Below are 15,300 nucleotides of genomic sequence, written 5' to 3' on the forward strand. Positions count from 1 at the left end.
CGCGTGATTTGTCGCTCAAGATAAATGATGTATTGATTTTCGATGATTTGATCGGCTAATTTCCAATACACCAAAATAGCGCTTTGGTCTTTAGTAAAACCACGCTCGTCATTGAGCTTGTCTTGTGTCGATTGCGTAGCGTAAAACGCCCATTTTTCTTCCCCAAGAATTTTGTATTCTTGGACAAGTTCACCATCATTAAAGTGGTAGTAATAGCCTTCTGTAGGCAAACCTAAACGTTCACCCAATCGCACTGCAGGGACAACAGGTATAAAACCCTCCTGAGCTTTACGGCTGCCGGCTTTTTGTAATGTGACGGCTTCCTGTGGTGTCAGCCCGAGATTGTCATCAGCGATGTGGATATTTAAACGCTTTGGCTCATCAAATACACATAACGCTGTGTAGCGGGTGCCTTGCTCGGTATTGGTTTGTTCCCAGCGAGTTAACGCGTTCTCTTTTTCAGTTTTCGCTAAAGCAAAGTCACTGTGCACCATTTTCTTTATGGTGGCATCCGAGCAGCCGACTTCGAAGCTGTACTCAAATTCCTTGGTGATTTCCTCTTCACTTTCGGTTGCGATTGGCTGCGGCGTGTAAACTCGTTCGAGCGTCGAGGTTTCCCCTAGACAAGATCTGTATCCTCCCGTTTTTCTGGTGTTTTTCGTTATTGCTAACAAATTATTAGCCGCATCATCCGAAAGTTCAGAGATAACCTCAGAATTCAGCCGCCAAGTTTTAGGACCTATTGGGTCGTTGTAACTACGTAGAGCGGGAATTTGAGGCGTATCACTCACGAGCACGAGATTGCCTTCGTAGAGATGCTGCTTTAGCTGTTCAAAAGTAAGATGTGAAGGAATAGCAGAGGCGATATCCGCTTCCGAAATATTATGGAAGTTGCCCTCTATCAATCCAAATTCATGAGACATTACTTCCGACAGTGGAAGAACTTTATAGGACACACAAATACCTAAAGTGAATACTAGTTATCACGGCAATAAGCAGTAAGCATGCCATTAACTTTCTTCTGCAAAATCAGCCAATTAGGATGATAGTAGTATACGCCGATACAATTTTTTGTTTATAGAGCCAAAAAGTTGGATACAAATCCAAGGAATTGGTCGGTGTTGGCTGTGGTCTTTGTGTACGGTACCTGTTTAGTTGAAGCGATACATATGGTGTTTTTACCCGTGAACACATTCGTAGTGATCACATTGTGTATGTAATAGCTCTAAGAAGGTTTTGCCCCAAAGTTCGTTAGATCAAATGCTCTACACATTTTAGGGGCGTGCGTTTATCCTAATAAAACTTATTCGATTGATTTGACAACTGTTCACTCCCGTCAATAGGAGACATCTTGCAGTCTAACTTCCCTTCATGTGGTATAACTTATTGATTATCAGTTGAGTTAATATGAAAAAGACTGCACTATCGAAGGATGAACGACTACTATGTGTAGTCTCATAAGCATTAGCACTCTTTAATTATTGAGTTAGGACGAAATGAAATATCTAGATTGGCTGAACGAAGCAAACAACAAAATTAATAATGCGCTAGTAACTTGTTTTAACAACTATCATCTCGATGGCTGGAGTGAAAACCATATAACGACTCAAGTCATGGAGTCTATAGAAAGTCTAGGACTAGAAATAGACTGGGAGGATAAACCTCAAAAGGTTAAGTGGGAAGGTTTCAAGCTTAAAGGTAAGTCTGAAACAAGCTTTGGAGACATTGCAGTAATAGTGAAAGTCTGGGTCACGAGCGATCGTTTTGTCGAAGGTGTTGCTTTTTACGAAGCTAAAAGACAATTTTTTGATGATAAATGGAAGCCAAAAGGGTTTTCGTCCATGAAACAAGAGCAGCTTTCTAGGATACATTCAAAAACACACGCCAGTAATGTATTACTTTATGATGTGGATAGTGAAGAGAAAAGAGCTATTGCATCTTCCGTTCCTACTGTATTTGTGGATGAGTTAGCAAAAGCTAAGTTAGCATCAAACTCGGGAAGGTTATTGCTTCAGTATGGTGATCTTTGGGTTAAAGCTTTAGGTAGTAATTTGCTTGGCATGCATTTGGATTTTCAAAGAGAATCAGTGGATGAGGTGAAAAAACTAGCCAGTGAAACAGATAGGCCATTTGTGATTCTTAATGCAGCGGTATCTAAAACTCAAATGTTGGAGCCAAAGCTCGATAATTCGTTTATAGATAATAGTCTTTACGATAAATGGATTAAACCTGATGAGCCTGAGCCTACTGTTAAGTCGAAACCTCGTAATGGTGGTCCAAGCGGTCCTAGAAGGTAAGTACTAACAAGTTGCTCAAACGGACAAAAAACAGCTGGCTTTTGCTCGTGCCTCGCTAATTTTAGCCAGCTATTTTATTGCCACGTAGCAAAGCGTTATATTTATGAGAAAACAATGGCAAAACTAACAGATATGGAAGAGTTAGCTTCCAAAATTATTGATAAAAATGTTCAGTCATATATGAGAGAAGCTTTGACTTGTTATATGACTGGCGCATACAGAGCTACAATAGTCCTATCGTACATTGCATTATTTGATGACATTTTAGCTAAATTGGATGTTTTGGCTAAAGTAAATAAAAAAGCCAAAAAGATATATGATGAAGTTTCTAAGAAACGAGGAAATCAAGAGGTTTTCGAGAGTGACCTGATTAATCAACTATCTTCAAATAACTTACTCACATCCTTAGACTCTACTTTTTTGGATATACTTCGCCAACTACGTAATAAAGCCGCTCATCCATCAGGTCATAAGCCTTCTGCGGAAGAGGCAAGATTCATCTATTTTGAGTCAATTAATCGCTTCCTCAGTAAAGAAATTCTTTCAACTACCCAGCTCGCTGATGAAATATTAGCTTCAACTGTCAATAAGAATTTATTTCCCTCTACAGATATAACAACCATTGCAAAAGTTGTTAGGAAGGAACTCGAAAGTATTCATCCGGATACGTACCCGTACCTTATTAGCAAACTAATTGAAAAGGTTCCGTCTTCTGATGATATAGTGTCAAAAAATACAAGCTTCTTTATTATTGGCCTGACTTTTGATAATAATGATGAGAGAATAGTTTCAGTTGTTCGCCGCATGTTGATTGAGAAAAAATCACAAGATGAAGACTACTTTACGATGATCATTCGTTCTATTACATCAAATCCGAGCGTCCTTGAAACTATTGATGATGTAACCTTTAAAAGGTTAAAGGTCATTATTCAATATCGAATATCAGAGGTAGATAGTACTCTTGGGCACTCTAGGTTTTCTCATCCGGTTTCAATGTTTAGTTCCATGTTTGGCGTATTAAACGATGAGGTTATAAGTGATATTTTTGAAACCGAGTTTTCAAGCACGGTTGAAAAGTTTTTGTACAGTTCATATTTACTCAATAATTTGTCAAAATCAGAATATGCTAAAGAAAAGTATATTGAAATATTAATGGCAAAGGCCGGTTCGAGTGATTTTGAAGTAGCTAATAAATTTGCAAGAACTTGCTACACTATCATCGATGAACTAGACGCTATATTAACTGATCAAAATGCATTTAAACTTATAGTTAACCTTCTAATGGCTGCTAGTTGGAATGCTTTTGGCGCTAAAGATTTAAGAAATGCAAAATTTCAATCTATGCCTGCTATTAGAGACAAAGCGAGAGCCTTAGATTTAAATGATAAATCTGAAGCTAAAAAGATCTATAAAGAAGTTTTTGGTAATGACACCGATTATGAGAACGTAATGGGTGAGTACGTAAGGTAAATATAACAGATAAGGACTAAGCGTTGCGTAGCCAACGTTAAACCCCAAATGTTAACCAAGCCCGAGCCTCTATATAAGTAAATTGTAAGATCGCACGTCAATTTAACATTTGCCATACCTGCAATTATTGATTATTTGCTAATTTAGCAAAATCGCTGGCACGTTTTTGTCCAAGAGTGTGCTGTGCATTAATGGCAAACCTTTCTTGATTCCTTCTCCGAACTAAAAAGCTCATCACGCAGGTTGCGTGACGCAACTTGCGCGATGAGTTTGCTCTTATTTGTGGAAAAGACCAAGTAATAACTAAGTAAAGATATCGTTCCAATCAGGTTTATATTGTCTTTTTATCTATGGGGCACGTCCTCTAGACTAAAGTGCCTTCAACGCTTTAGGTGCTAACAGGTTCCTGCACAAACAAAATAGATACAAATTGGTTGAAGGGAGATTGCATCCTGCATTTTCTACATGCGATACCAAAATTTATGCATATTTTTGGTATATATACTAAATTCAACGTTACTTTTGGTATTTGAGCTCAAATACACGACCAGAAAAGTGTGAAATACCAAAACTAGAGTTAAATTTTGGTATTGGTTTTAAACAGTAATACTTTGGGGAACACCTCAATTAAGATGTATGTCCGCTAGACGTGTTGCCCCTTGGCGCTGATAATTAACATCATAAAAATTAATTCAAATATGTATTTTGACGTTAGACCACAAGGAGCATATCAATGCGCGACCCTAAAAGAATAGAAACTACGCTTTCACTTTTGAAGGAACTTTGGAGCAACAATACTGACCTTCGGTTCAATCAGTTGATATATAACCTTCAACGAGAGTTTTCACTCGAGAACGATGGTAAAGGGCAAATCACGGAAATCTCGCAAGAGGGTATTCAGCATGTTGGTTATGATCTGTTTTACATAGAAGATGACATTTTCATTCAATTTCTAGAGAGGAAGCTAACGCAACAATAGCGCTAGTTTTTGGCTAGATAACAAAACACCTTTGAAGGCTGTGAAAGAATTACTAGTGATTGCTATTCAGCGTGAACTGCCTTAGTAAATGCAACGCACATCTGTTGTATAACATTACGGCGGACTTTCTTGATCTTGGGGGCACGATGCTCACTGACAATAACTCGACTCATCAAGCGAGTAACTGCTTCACGACGCTGTTGGTCGGAAAGGTGAATTTTTTTAGTTTCTTGTTTCATGTCATATATCTTAGATGGCGAGCCGCGGATTTCATCCGATGACGATGATAAGTAAATATAGCTTTGACATTGTTACGTGTCTACACTCATCTAAACAGGTTCAATAGGAAGCGTCTCCATTAGTTTAAAGTCCGTGATATACCATTTTTTGTCAAAGCTCATCTACATCACTTAAGTTTAGGTTCGGCAATTGGATTTTTTGTTAATTCAGCGTGAAAGTTATTGATGCAGTAGTACATGCATCGTCTTTCGTAAATCTTCTTTGCCCCATCCCGTGTTTCAGGACAAACCTTACCCTGTAGTTAATAACTCAGTATGCTATAAATTATCTAATCTTATCTTGAATGGAAGACGAGTTGTGAGCAAAAAACGGTTATCTGAAAAAGAACTGGTCAAGGGGATGACGCCCCACACTGCGCATAGTGATGAACTAGCTGAAGTAACATTGGATGAGTTGGGCCTTGAAATTTCTGAAAGTGATTACATGGCCGCGTTGAAGCGAATTAAATCACTGCTTGATGTAGCCGAACCCGGCACTCCTGAAGGAGACGAGCTTGAAAGGCTCGCTGCATTGGTTGAAGAATACGAGGAAAAACACTTCCCCATTTAATAACTGCAACGCATTTTTGCCCCATTATTAGCTTCGTCGAACAAATTAGCGTATCCAACCATTCGTAATTTAACCCAATATTGCTCATGTTGTGGTATTAGAATTTATGCAAAAAAAAACGTATTTTTAGATTGTAACTATGAGTCGTATGAGGGATAGAAGTAATTTAAGTTAACCTGTCAGATATTGTAGAAACGAAACTGACAGATCACATTCAGGCTCATCTAGTTAGTTGTAGTCTTCAACTTCACTTCATTTAATGCACAATGTCAGCTAAAAACCGTTCCTGATGCTAGTTGCTCTCTAATTTCAAGTTAGATGGATTTGGAACATGCTTTGTCCATCGGCTATTGGTTTCCAGTACCAAGTTGCTAACAGTTAAAGCTAGCAGCTCACTTGCTTTGCTTTCATCTAAGCCAGTGTAATCTGCCACATTGAAATCAAAGTGGGTTATCTGTACTTCAATTTGTCTCTGGGCATTCCGATAAATTGACCATAGTTCTTGTGGTTTACGTAGTTGTAGCCATGCCGTACAAAATGCTGCTATAGCCGACAAGATAGATGGCAGCACTTTCGCATAAAAAACACCCTCACCTAAACCAACCAGAAGAGGAGCAGATAAAGTACCAAGCATAATAATTCTAAAACACCAAAGTGACTCTTGCTTATTGTGATCTGCTTTCTTCTTAAAGTGTTCCACTTGTTCTGAACTGTATTCTCGAGCTGACATTTTTCACACTACCTGATTAATATCTATTTGAAACAATATAATTGATCTCGCGTAACTGCTTATTGTTAGGAAATTCTTCGATTAATACTTCTAATAAGTCGATTAAACCTCCGCTTAAAGCCCCTTTTTCTGCTTCGTTTGCGGCATGAAACCACTTATCTAACTCTGTTCCATGGCTCTTTAGTCTACTGGGTCTGCCGCCAGCTTTCTGCCAAATTGAGTCAAGCCTATCATAAGCAAGATCTGCGCTGACTTCTGAAAACTTCCTAATGATCTCACTTTGGCGTGGCTGAGTTGAAGTACCGGTATAAAGTGAATACCAAAACCTATTAGTAGAATTTAAAAGTTCGGAACAAGTTTCTATTGTTGACTTAAAGTTTGGGGTTTCTGCCAGCCATCCATAACTACTTTGGTATAAGCCATTCGCAACGTTTTTCCAGCGCTTTTCTAATATTATATTCCCAAGCATATGGGCATGAGCACTAGAAGTTCTAGAGTGAACTTTCTTAACCCAACGTAAAACATCCTCTTCCCTGTGAGAAATCGATTGTGATAAGTACGAGAGAATAAAAGCAGGTTCGATATAATTGCCAGTCATGTGGGCTTTAAGCTCATTGATAAGATAAGGTTCGGCGTCACTTAAGTGCTGTAAAGCCTGAGGGGTAGTCACAACTTTTTTAGTCATATCTTTTGCTAGAATATTACTTCTTGTTGCGTCGAGCTGAGACCAAACCTTAACTCTATCTGTACTTGATAATAGATACTCCGAAATTTCCTTAGATATTCGCTCAAAAATCCCAGGTAAAATATTAGTTTGAAGACAACCACAGAGCTTTGCTAGAAAAGTCTCTGTTTCTATGTTTGGAGGGTAAAAAAAACCACCTATGTCTAACTGTTTTTGCCACATTTGAAACGCACTCTCTTCTGTAATGTCAATGTAGTTGAGAAGAGTTGGCTCTTTTAGGGACCGTTCAGCTAATAAATCAACGAATGGAGAAAAAGCACTATCCCTGAGTAGATTAATTGCATGCCTGTGGGACAAACTTTGAGCTATGAATGGTAAACCTTCTATCCAATTAGGCATGGAATTGCGTTGTTTATTGTAAACCTGCTCTTCATCATATAGGTTAAAAACAGTCCAAGCATGTAGCTTTGCCCACTTCTGAGAAATAGAAAATTGCTCTAGCGCCATGAAGTTATCTACTGTCATGTCACTCGCTTTCGCGCATTCAAACAACATTTGCTCAAGATCTTGTGGTACAGAAGATAGCCGTAAGAAAGTTTTTTGAAAGTTGACTATTGAAAGCCAGAACAATGTATGTTCACTGGTTTCGGGTTGATTAACTAGTGTGCCGATCCCATTGACAACTGACTGTGACCACCACTGCGTTGATTTATCAGGCAACGCTCTTTCAAAGTACTTGTTAAGGTCTTCGTGACTAAGAGTTACTAAGTTGTTCTTTATCCAATTTGATAGTTCTACTTCCGGCATAGCTCCTTTAGGAACAGCATCACTTGATAAATTGCACATAGTCAAAATATCAGAAGCGTCGCCTTTACTAACCATTAGCATCTTAATCGAACTCAAAAGCTCATTTTTTATATCTTTAGCTTTATCTGGTGATGGAGAGCAAGCGATCAAAGTTCGAAGCGCTACGATAGCATTAGTCAAAGTGGAATTTTCTCTGAACTGATCAATGTTGTCAGCGGCTCTTCCTAGCTTATTCAATACTTTCAAATCGCCCGTTAACTCGCAACAGTTAAGCAGTAGTTGACAAAGTAACGAATCATTTTCGACTCGATTAATCAGGTAGTTAGTTGCTCGAGAGGTTTCAATGGTTGTTGTACTATTAATTAAGGATACGTTAGGCAGATACCATTGATTCAATACTGATGCGGGAACATAGTAAAATGTAGGCAACTTAGCACGTACTAATGATTGAGGCGGTGTGAATGCGCTTCTAACAGAAAATTCTTTTCGTGCTTCTCCCCACAACTTCTCCCATAGGTGAGCGATTAATAAGGGTAAGGTTTCGTCAGCTTCTATAGCTAGGATGTTGTCGCTACAAATCAGTTTGTTTGCGACATTTTGCAACAAGCTGGAACAAGGCTGCTTATACTCTTTATGGTTAACTAATTGATAAATAAATTCTTCAAGACAGTGTACTTGAGATATCTTGTCCAACTCCCAAAGTAAAACCGTACTTTTTACCATACCACTGCGCGGCGCATCCAAGTCAGGCTCAATACTCCATAACGCCCACCAGTTGCCAACAGGTCCACAGTTGATTGCTGGCCACCATTTTTCTTTAGGGGTAACGTATCCCCCGGGTTTGTCAGTCAAGCCAAGTAATTCAGGAGGAAGGGGAGAATCTCCGTCCCAGAATAGCAAATCATGACTATTATTCCTGCAACCATAAATAGCTTTTAGTGGTTTCGTTGTCATATATTATCTAGTATCCAATAGAGTGGAGCTGTTAAGTCAGAATCCTTGTTACTCTGCTCAGGAGCAATTACCCAGCCCTGATATTCTGGGCCCTCATCGATGAAGTCATCATCATTGCTATTGGGTTGAAGGGTCTTACCTAAGGAAGACACCCCCCATATAGATGTCATCTTTTCCGGCCAAGTTGCTTGGATAAATGAATAGAATAACGGTAATTTACTTTTCAAGGCTTCTGAAGGCACTTGACCTTCTTCGAGTACTTCATCAAAACAAGATAATACGATGGCTAACGGAGGCTTATTTTCCTTAGAGCTTAGATTTAAGCCAGCCACGTGACACAACATCTGAAGAAGTTCTATCCAATATACGTTAGCATCCCAAATTTCAGGTCTTGTAGTTTCACCTGGTGTGTTAGTTGGTATAGAAGTTAGCTTTGACAAAGCGTCCGGGTAAGTTTTCTCTCCACTAAGGCGAATAAATACTAACCACCCATCTGTACTTTGTAACCTTCTACGCCAATCTGAAGAGATCTCTCGCTGCTTAAAAACCTGAGATAATTGCTCGCCACCGTAATCAGGCCAGTACAGATCAATTGTTATCTGGTTGCTATCAATTAACGGGAATAGTATTTCGGAGTACTGATCGGCGTGAGTGTGCTCAGCTGCATTGCCGTCTTCCAACTGGGTTAGTACATCTTCTAAAGCACTTAAATTAACTGACGTACCATCACCAGTCCTGATTTTTAACTTACCTGGACGTCGTTTTAGTCGCCCAAAGAGTTGTCCTGCATAGTGTGTCTTACCACTATTAGGGCCACCAAGAAGCAGTATTTCAAAATTTTTCATGGTGCCCCCTAAAAACGAGAAATGAAGTGTTCCCTACAATAGGTTCCGTGATAGGTTCGCAAAACCTAGGTATCCAAGCCTCATTTAAGATTGATTCTAACGCTATTGTAAAAGAAGCAGGATCTTCCACTGTTACTTCAAACTCTTTGGCATGGGGAATATTGCTTTCTAAAGCTCTTTGAATTGCTTTTTTTATTCCCTCTATAGGTTGTTTGTCACTTTTTGCCCAAACAAGCACTGTTGGCCTAGAACCGACAGATTCACCTAAGCGTTCGATAATTGTCCGCAGCTCTCTCCTTGCCACACTGCGTTCTTCTCCAGCAAGCTTTTCACAATCAGCAAATATTAAGAAGGCATCACTCTGCGAGGCTGTCCATTTTGCCCCTGCGGCATCGATAGCGTCGACATCAATAGACCACCTTGTAAACCACTCACCAGGAGCGTCCGTAAGAAAGATGTTCTTAATCTTATCATAGGAGTCTTGTAAGATGAGATGAAGAATGCCAGGCGTTCGATCCACCCCGCGTGGAGTATGAGGTGGAAATGATGGCAATTGCTTCTCATTGTTAATTCGAGCCCATGATGCTATTGATTCCCATGCACCAAGAGTTTGAGAGCCACAAAACTCAAAATTGTTGTACTTTTCACCTGACAGTAATTGCAAATAATTCGCAGCTAGAAAAGTCGTTTTTCCTGTATTTTGGGCGCCAAGCAATCCAATAAAAATTGATGGGCCTTGTTGATACAGACGCGATAAATCTGAGCTCCCTAGAGCTGAAGATGACCAAGGTACTCGAAAGGAAATATTGTTTTCATTTCTTTCTAGGTCACTGTTCTCAGTTGCCTTATTGTGGCTCCATGAAGGACAATCTTCATGATTGAGCTCTCCCATACAACAAGTATCGCCATCATGTACAAAGCAATTTGGATTTGAACACCGACTCATACCTACACCTCCGCAACTAGTCGGTATGCCTGTTCCTGTCTAAAAATTGCTCTTGATAGTTCGGGGAGGCTACAACGCCAGTCCTGAGGAATAAAAGATTTCTCTATCAATGAATTCAAATCGCAATTCTCATCAACTAAAGCTCGAACAACCATCCCCCCAATATTTGAGCTTTTCTCGTCGGATCTAGAAGTAAGTGTTTTTAACCAACAAGGATCGAGCCGCGAACGTTTGCTTCGAATTTCAGTCAAAATTTCATAAAAACTGTAGTTACGGTCATGACTGCATTCAGGTAATTTGCCTACCGCCTCAGCTAATGTGTATACAATACTAGCTGGTGACGGTAGTTGTATTTCTTCGAGCAAATCATACGGCATTAAAACCGCTGCGATTTCAGGAGGGTGAGATCGATAGCTCTCTTTTTGAGATGTTGAATAGAGAGCTTCAGCCCACCATAAAACATTTAGCCTCGTTTGCTCCTGCCTTTGAAAATTTAAAAATGCTTTTTGCTGCCTTTGAAGGGCTAGCCTTTGCTCATTCAGGGCTTTTTCAACGGACTTCTTCAGCGAGTTGAGATTCTCCATTGCCTTATTATTAGCAATTGATTGTTCTTCAACAAGTGCGATTTCTGAAGTTATAATTTCAGACATTCTTTCAGCAAAGTCGCCGGCCCAATGGGGCGGGTTCTGATGAGCGGCGTATCTATTGGGATTGATACCCGGAACATTTTGGCCTTCTTTATTGATATAAGTTTGACCAGCAGCTCCACCTATACGCTCGCGAAGATCATTTTCATCAACATCTTTTTTATTAACGACTGGAGTTGGTAGCTCATCTAGCTTAATTGTTTTCTCTTTGCTAAATGACAAGCCTGGCGCACTAACGATTGAATTCTGCTCAGCAGTACGCCCTAATGATTGCAAAAAGGTTCGCAGTACTTTTTCTTCTTTTCCACATCGTAATAATGGGAATATGTCACAAGCGGTGAGCCACATTATTGCAGCATTGTTATCTTCTTCTGATACTTGAGAGCACGCTTCGAGAATAATTGATCTATATAGATTAACTGGTTCATCAGTATATGCGGTTAAGAATGCCTTCCACTCATTCTGAAGAAGCTCTTTTGCTTTGTTTATGGGCAACTCATCTAGTGAAACATTAGGGTTTAAGCCACATAGAATTGCTGGAATAAGTTGGTCACGCTCTTCACGATAATATTCAGCCAGCTTTTGAGCTGCTTGCTCGATTTTAGCAAAGCGTTCATCATTACCGTCGATGCTCTCAATAAGCCCTAAACCTAAAAATGAATCCAAAATTGTATCCATAGTAGCTCCTTAGTACAGTTTTTCGTTGACGGATAAATGAGTTAAAAAGCTTTTAATTAAATCGCTTTCAGGATAGTCATGAGCAACAGTATTCAACAGGTCAGGTGGTTTCACCGCTGCACCGTTGACTGATTTTTGCCAAATATTCAACCACATATCTTTTGGTCTTGAGTTGCTCGCAATATCACTGTTTCGCCCGCCAGCTCTCTTCCAAAGAGCCCTAGCATCTGAAATATCAGGGTACTCTTCTGCTAAAAAAACAATTAGGTCATCAGTTGAAACATTCATCAACTCGACTTCCTGGTGGTGAGTAAGCATATCTGCATTGTCTCGAAGAAACTTCAACATGCACTGAGCGGATGCTTGAGAAGCAAAGTGCCTGTACTGATCATCTTTAAATGTGTCACCAAAATCAGAAACTGCTTTTACTACAATTACAGGCATTCGATTTATATTACCTAAAGCACCTAGTGCACTTGCTTCCATATCAACACCAAGAACTTTACGCATAGAATGAGAAAGCCTTGAAAACAAGCCTGAATCCTCAACAACAGCCGCCCCAGTTGCTATAGGAGCGACATGAATTCTAAATGGCTCAGGCTCAGGTAACCCTTTCGGGTGCCATAGATTCAACTCAGTGGCTTTCTCGATCCCACTGTCAGTTAAAGTAAGTTCCTTAGTCACTAATTTTTTCTTTAGTAATCGGGCTAACACAGACTGCCAATCTGCGCATTTGGTATCAAATTCGTCATGTTCAAATGGTTTAATTTGGTTTGCTAAACACTGTATTACCCAATTCTCTTGATTTTCGAGTGGGTACTTAGGCCGAGAGATCGGCCAAGCGGATAAATCTACAGAGAGGTTTTGCATTCTTTGAACAGTTTCTGTGTCAGGGCGGTATTGAAGCATATCACCTTGAAATACCTCGATACCACCTTCTTTAATGAGCTTACCTGCATCGTAAGACCAAAGTCTTTCCGCAAAAATAACATCGCCAAGGGAGACTTTTCCTCTTCGGCCTGCGCATATACCCGTCATTGCAATGCACTTAAAGTCAGCCTCGGAAAGCATGCTATGAACTAGAGCGCTCGCTTCTTCCCGCCCCATATATGAAGACCAAGTGACTCGGACAGATATTGCTACATTGTCTTTACCTGCAAAACGAGCATCAGCAACTAACCTCCCGCTTGATAAAGTTCTCTCTATCCAACCAGTACTATCGATACCGTCCTTGATTTGTAAGACTTGCTCAAATTCATCCTTTAATGCGCATACAATAAGGACATCTATTTTTTCTTTTTCCGTCATGGTTATCCGCTTCTAGATTTAGTCACTCGAGAATAGCAATATTCTAGATATCATATGGTGATAGGTGCATTGTTTTTCAACGGATGCTATCCAGAAAACTCATCTTTATTCATGACATTACGAGCATACAGATGAGCTATCTTCGAGTTTAGCTATAGCGGGTAACTAAACATCTTCATAGCGCTATACCTGATCTATGTCATGATTTTCCGAGTAGCTCGGATAAACCTAATATGAGTTGACTTTCCAAAGGGTTCGTTGAATACGTTAAGTATATGAAAGCGAACAAACTCGCAGTGGAGTTACTTGAAAAACGTAAGTTGACGGCAACTTAGTGCTGCTTGAAGGGTGATACTTCAGCCTTAGCGAAGTAAAAAGAAATGTGTCGAATCCTTATCTCTTGCATGCTTATTCATCCAAGGCAATGTCTTGGTAGTCTAGTTGAGATAGATAAACTAATGCAGTGAGTGGTATTTAGTCTGCTTGCTCTAACTGATTTATGTCCAAAAGCGAGTTGGGTGACAAGTATATGTGATCACCAAGCGCTCCCATCGTAATGACTATCAACTTCAACTTATAGCAACGACTTAGTTTTTATGACAAGTTTTCACTTGGAAAAGCGTCAAAATGAGCCCAATTTACAAAAAATTATGACAACTGCTATAATTGAGGTTCAAAAAGAGAAATTATTAACCTAACTAACTGTTAAGTATAGAGTTTGTTGAAAATCGTCAAAGATTGAGTCTAAAAAAATTTCCAAAGGTACAGTTCTGTGGGCAAAGTTTACGATGGCCTTCACCGCATCAGCTTCTTAATCAATGAAGAAGGCGTGATTGAGCACGTATTCAACAAGTTCAAAACGAAAGATCACCACGAAGTGGTTCTGAACTACCTAAACGAAAACGCCTAATGCGAGCTCGTTTAGAGTCATACGTTAAGAGTTAACGTCCTAAGAATCGAAAAAGCCCAGCATTGATTGCTGGGCTTTTTATTCAATCGAATAATCACTGAGCTTTGCTCAATGTCGAACGCGTTAATCTTGGACGGGTTCGCTCTCTTCGGTGCTTGGTAGCGCATTCCAAACGGCTTTCACTAACGTCGCTAATGGGATCGCAAAGAAGACTCCCCAGAATCCCCATAAACCGCCAAACACCAGTACCGCAACAATAATCGCAACCGGGTGAAGGTTAACCGCTTCTGAAAATAGAACTGGCACAAGCACATTACCATCTAGCGCTTGGATGATGCCGTAAGCCAGCAACAACCAGTAGAATTGTGGCGTCATGCCCCATTGGAACAAACCAACAATCGCAACCGGTACGGTTACCGCTGCTGCACCAATATATGGAATCAATACCGACAAACCTACAGCAACGGCCAATAATGCGGAGTAACGTAGGTCTAGAATCGCGAATGTTACGTAGCTCACGCCACCAACAATCAAGATTTCCAGCACTTTCCCGCGAATGTAGTTCGAGATTTGCTCGTTCATCTCGTGCCACACTTTGTTCGCTAGCTTACGGTTTTTCGGCAAAATGCCGCTCGCCATTCTAAGCATTTCTTCTTTGTCTTTAAGCAGGAAGAAAATCAGCAGCGGCACCAAAATTAAGTACACCGCCAATGTGGCAATACTAACTAGCGATGCAAGTGAGCCTTTTACCACGCTTTCACCCAAACCTAGTGCTTGGTTTTTCGCGTTGGTCACGACAGTTTCTACAATTTGTAGGTTAGCCAATTCCGGATGGCGCTCAGGCAACGTCATGATGAACTTTTGCAGCCCGTTATACATGTTCGGAATATCGTTGATTAAGTTGCCAACCTGAGTCCAGATCGTCGGAACCAAGCCAAATAAGGCGATCAACATGATGCTGATAAAAATCAGCAGAACAATAATCACTGATAAGGTGCGAGGCACACCCATACGCGACAATTTAACCACTGGCCATTCTAGGAGATATGCTAATACGATCGCCACCAGCAATGGCGCAATCAAATGCCCAAAGAAGTAAATGGTGATAAAACCAAACAGCAAAATGGCGACAAGGCTTACTGCGTGGGGATCTGAGAAGCGGCGTTGATACCAACGACTTACCATTTCGAACATC

Annotated in this window: 11 protein-coding genes and 2 pseudogenes; 4 read left to right on the forward strand and 9 right to left on the reverse strand. The window is 40.2% G+C overall.

Annotation, left to right across the window (positions count from 1 at the left end; translation table 11 throughout):
• Window positions 1-956: pseudogene (locus tag NL646_RS13135) on the reverse strand (S-type Pyocin family protein); the annotation flags it as partial.
• Window positions 957-1,496: 540 nt separating this feature from the next.
• Between NL646_RS13135 and NL646_RS13140 the strand changes: the two are divergent.
• Together NL646_RS13140 and NL646_RS13145 are read left to right on the forward strand one after the other, a co-directional pair.
• Window positions 1,497-2,297, forward strand: coding sequence for a hypothetical protein (locus tag NL646_RS13140; protein ID WP_053349802.1), 801 nt, complete (start codon window positions 1,497-1,499; stop codon window positions 2,295-2,297).
• Window positions 2,298-2,411: 114 nt separating this feature from the next.
• Window positions 2,412-3,767: a hypothetical protein gene (locus NL646_RS13145; protein WP_253664321.1), complete on the forward strand. Its 1,356-nt coding sequence runs from the start codon at window positions 2,412-2,414 to the stop codon at window positions 3,765-3,767.
• A 1,041-nt stretch (window positions 3,768-4,808) separates the two neighbouring features.
• On the opposite strand, the gene NL646_RS13150 is transcribed toward NL646_RS13145, so the two are convergent.
• A complete protein-coding gene (locus NL646_RS13150; RefSeq protein ID WP_153904563.1) occupies window positions 4,809-4,985 on the reverse strand; it encodes a hypothetical protein in 177 nt (58 codons plus the stop codon).
• Window positions 4,986-5,343: 358 nt separating this feature from the next.
• Here NL646_RS13150 and NL646_RS13155 point away from each other — a divergent pair, with 358 nt between their 5' ends.
• A complete protein-coding gene (locus tag NL646_RS13155) occupies window positions 5,344-5,595 on the forward strand; it encodes a hypothetical protein (RefSeq protein ID WP_053349801.1) in 252 nt (83 codons plus the stop codon).
• Window positions 5,596-5,887: 292 nt separating this feature from the next.
• On the opposite strand, the gene NL646_RS13160 is transcribed toward NL646_RS13155, so the two are convergent.
• The 6 genes from NL646_RS13160 to NL646_RS13185 are packed head-to-tail and all read right to left on the reverse strand — an operon-like array spanning window position 5,888 to window position 13,195.
• Entirely contained in the window at window positions 5,888-6,325 is a 438-nt protein-coding gene (locus tag NL646_RS13160) for a DUF4231 domain-containing protein (RefSeq protein ID WP_053349795.1), read from the reverse strand.
• Between the two features lie 16 nt (window positions 6,326-6,341).
• Window positions 6,342-8,771 carry an effector-associated domain EAD1-containing protein gene (locus NL646_RS13165; protein WP_203499979.1) on the reverse strand — a complete coding sequence of 810 codons (2,430 nt, stop codon included), beginning with the start codon at window positions 8,769-8,771 and terminating at the stop codon, window positions 6,342-6,344.
• Window positions 8,768-9,616 carry a hypothetical protein gene (locus tag NL646_RS13170; protein ID WP_203499980.1) on the reverse strand — a complete coding sequence of 283 codons (849 nt, stop codon included), beginning with the start codon at window positions 9,614-9,616 and terminating at the stop codon, window positions 8,768-8,770. Before NL646_RS13170 ends, NL646_RS13165 begins: the two co-directional genes overlap by 4 nt.
• On the reverse strand, window positions 9,603-10,508 hold the full coding sequence (locus NL646_RS13175; RefSeq protein WP_203499985.1) for a GTPase domain-containing protein: 906 nt from the start codon (window positions 10,506-10,508) through the stop codon (window positions 9,603-9,605). The genes NL646_RS13170 and NL646_RS13175 overlap by 14 nt, the downstream gene beginning before the upstream one ends.
• 56 nt (window positions 10,509-10,564) lie before the next feature.
• A complete protein-coding gene (locus NL646_RS13180; RefSeq protein ID WP_053349799.1) occupies window positions 10,565-11,887 on the reverse strand; it encodes a GTPase-associated system all-helical protein GASH in 1,323 nt (440 codons plus the stop codon).
• Between the two features lie 9 nt (window positions 11,888-11,896).
• Window positions 11,897-13,195 (reverse strand): hypothetical protein, encoded by a 1,299-nt coding sequence (locus tag NL646_RS13185; protein WP_053349800.1) that lies wholly within the window; start codon window positions 13,193-13,195, stop codon window positions 11,897-11,899.
• Window positions 13,196-13,967: 772 nt separating this feature from the next.
• On the opposite strand from NL646_RS13185, the pseudogene NL646_RS13190 reads away from it, so the two are divergent.
• Window positions 13,968-14,105, forward strand: a pseudogene (locus tag NL646_RS13190) (thioredoxin-dependent thiol peroxidase); the annotation flags it as partial.
• A 123-nt stretch (window positions 14,106-14,228) separates the two neighbouring features.
• Here NL646_RS13190 and NL646_RS13195 read toward each other — a convergent pair.
• Entirely contained in the window at window positions 14,229-15,299 is a 1,071-nt protein-coding gene (locus NL646_RS13195; protein WP_025557856.1) for an AI-2E family transporter, read from the reverse strand.
• Between the last annotated feature and the right edge of the window lies 1 nt (window position 15,300).

It is taken from the genome of Vibrio sp. Y20_XG_PY13 (genome assembly GCF_024181925.1).
Taxonomy (GTDB): Bacteria; Pseudomonadota; Gammaproteobacteria; order Enterobacterales; family Vibrionaceae; genus Vibrio; species Vibrio parahaemolyticus.

Excerpts from the sequence above, each read along its gene's own strand:
- NL646_RS13140 (WP_053349802.1), top strand. The coding sequence starts at position 1,497 with ATGAAATATCTAGATTGGCTGAACGAAGCAAACAACAAAATTAATAAT.
- NL646_RS13165 (WP_203499979.1), bottom strand. The coding sequence starts at position 8,771 with ATGACAACGAAACCACTAAAAGCTATTTATGGTTGCAGGAATAATAGT.
- NL646_RS13160 (WP_053349795.1), bottom strand. The coding sequence starts at position 6,325 with ATGTCAGCTCGAGAATACAGTTCAGAACAAGTGGAACACTTTAAGAAG.
- NL646_RS13150 (WP_153904563.1), bottom strand. The coding sequence starts at position 4,985 with ATGAAACAAGAAACTAAAAAAATTCACCTTTCCGACCAACAGCGTCGT.
- NL646_RS13185 (WP_053349800.1), bottom strand. The coding sequence starts at position 13,195 with ATGACGGAAAAAGAAAAAATAGATGTCCTTATTGTATGCGCATTAAAG.
- NL646_RS13170 (WP_203499980.1), bottom strand. The coding sequence starts at position 9,616 with ATGAAAAATTTTGAAATACTGCTTCTTGGTGGCCCTAATAGTGGTAAG.
- NL646_RS13145 (WP_253664321.1), top strand. The coding sequence starts at position 2,412 with ATGGCAAAACTAACAGATATGGAAGAGTTAGCTTCCAAAATTATTGAT.
- NL646_RS13195 (WP_025557856.1), bottom strand. The coding sequence starts at position 15,299 with ATGTTCGAAATGGTAAGTCGTTGGTATCAACGCCGCTTCTCAGATCCC.
- NL646_RS13175 (WP_203499985.1), bottom strand. The coding sequence starts at position 10,508 with ATGGGAGAGCTCAATCATGAAGATTGTCCTTCATGGAGCCACAATAAG.
- NL646_RS13180 (WP_053349799.1), bottom strand. The coding sequence starts at position 11,887 with ATGGATACAATTTTGGATTCATTTTTAGGTTTAGGGCTTATTGAGAGC.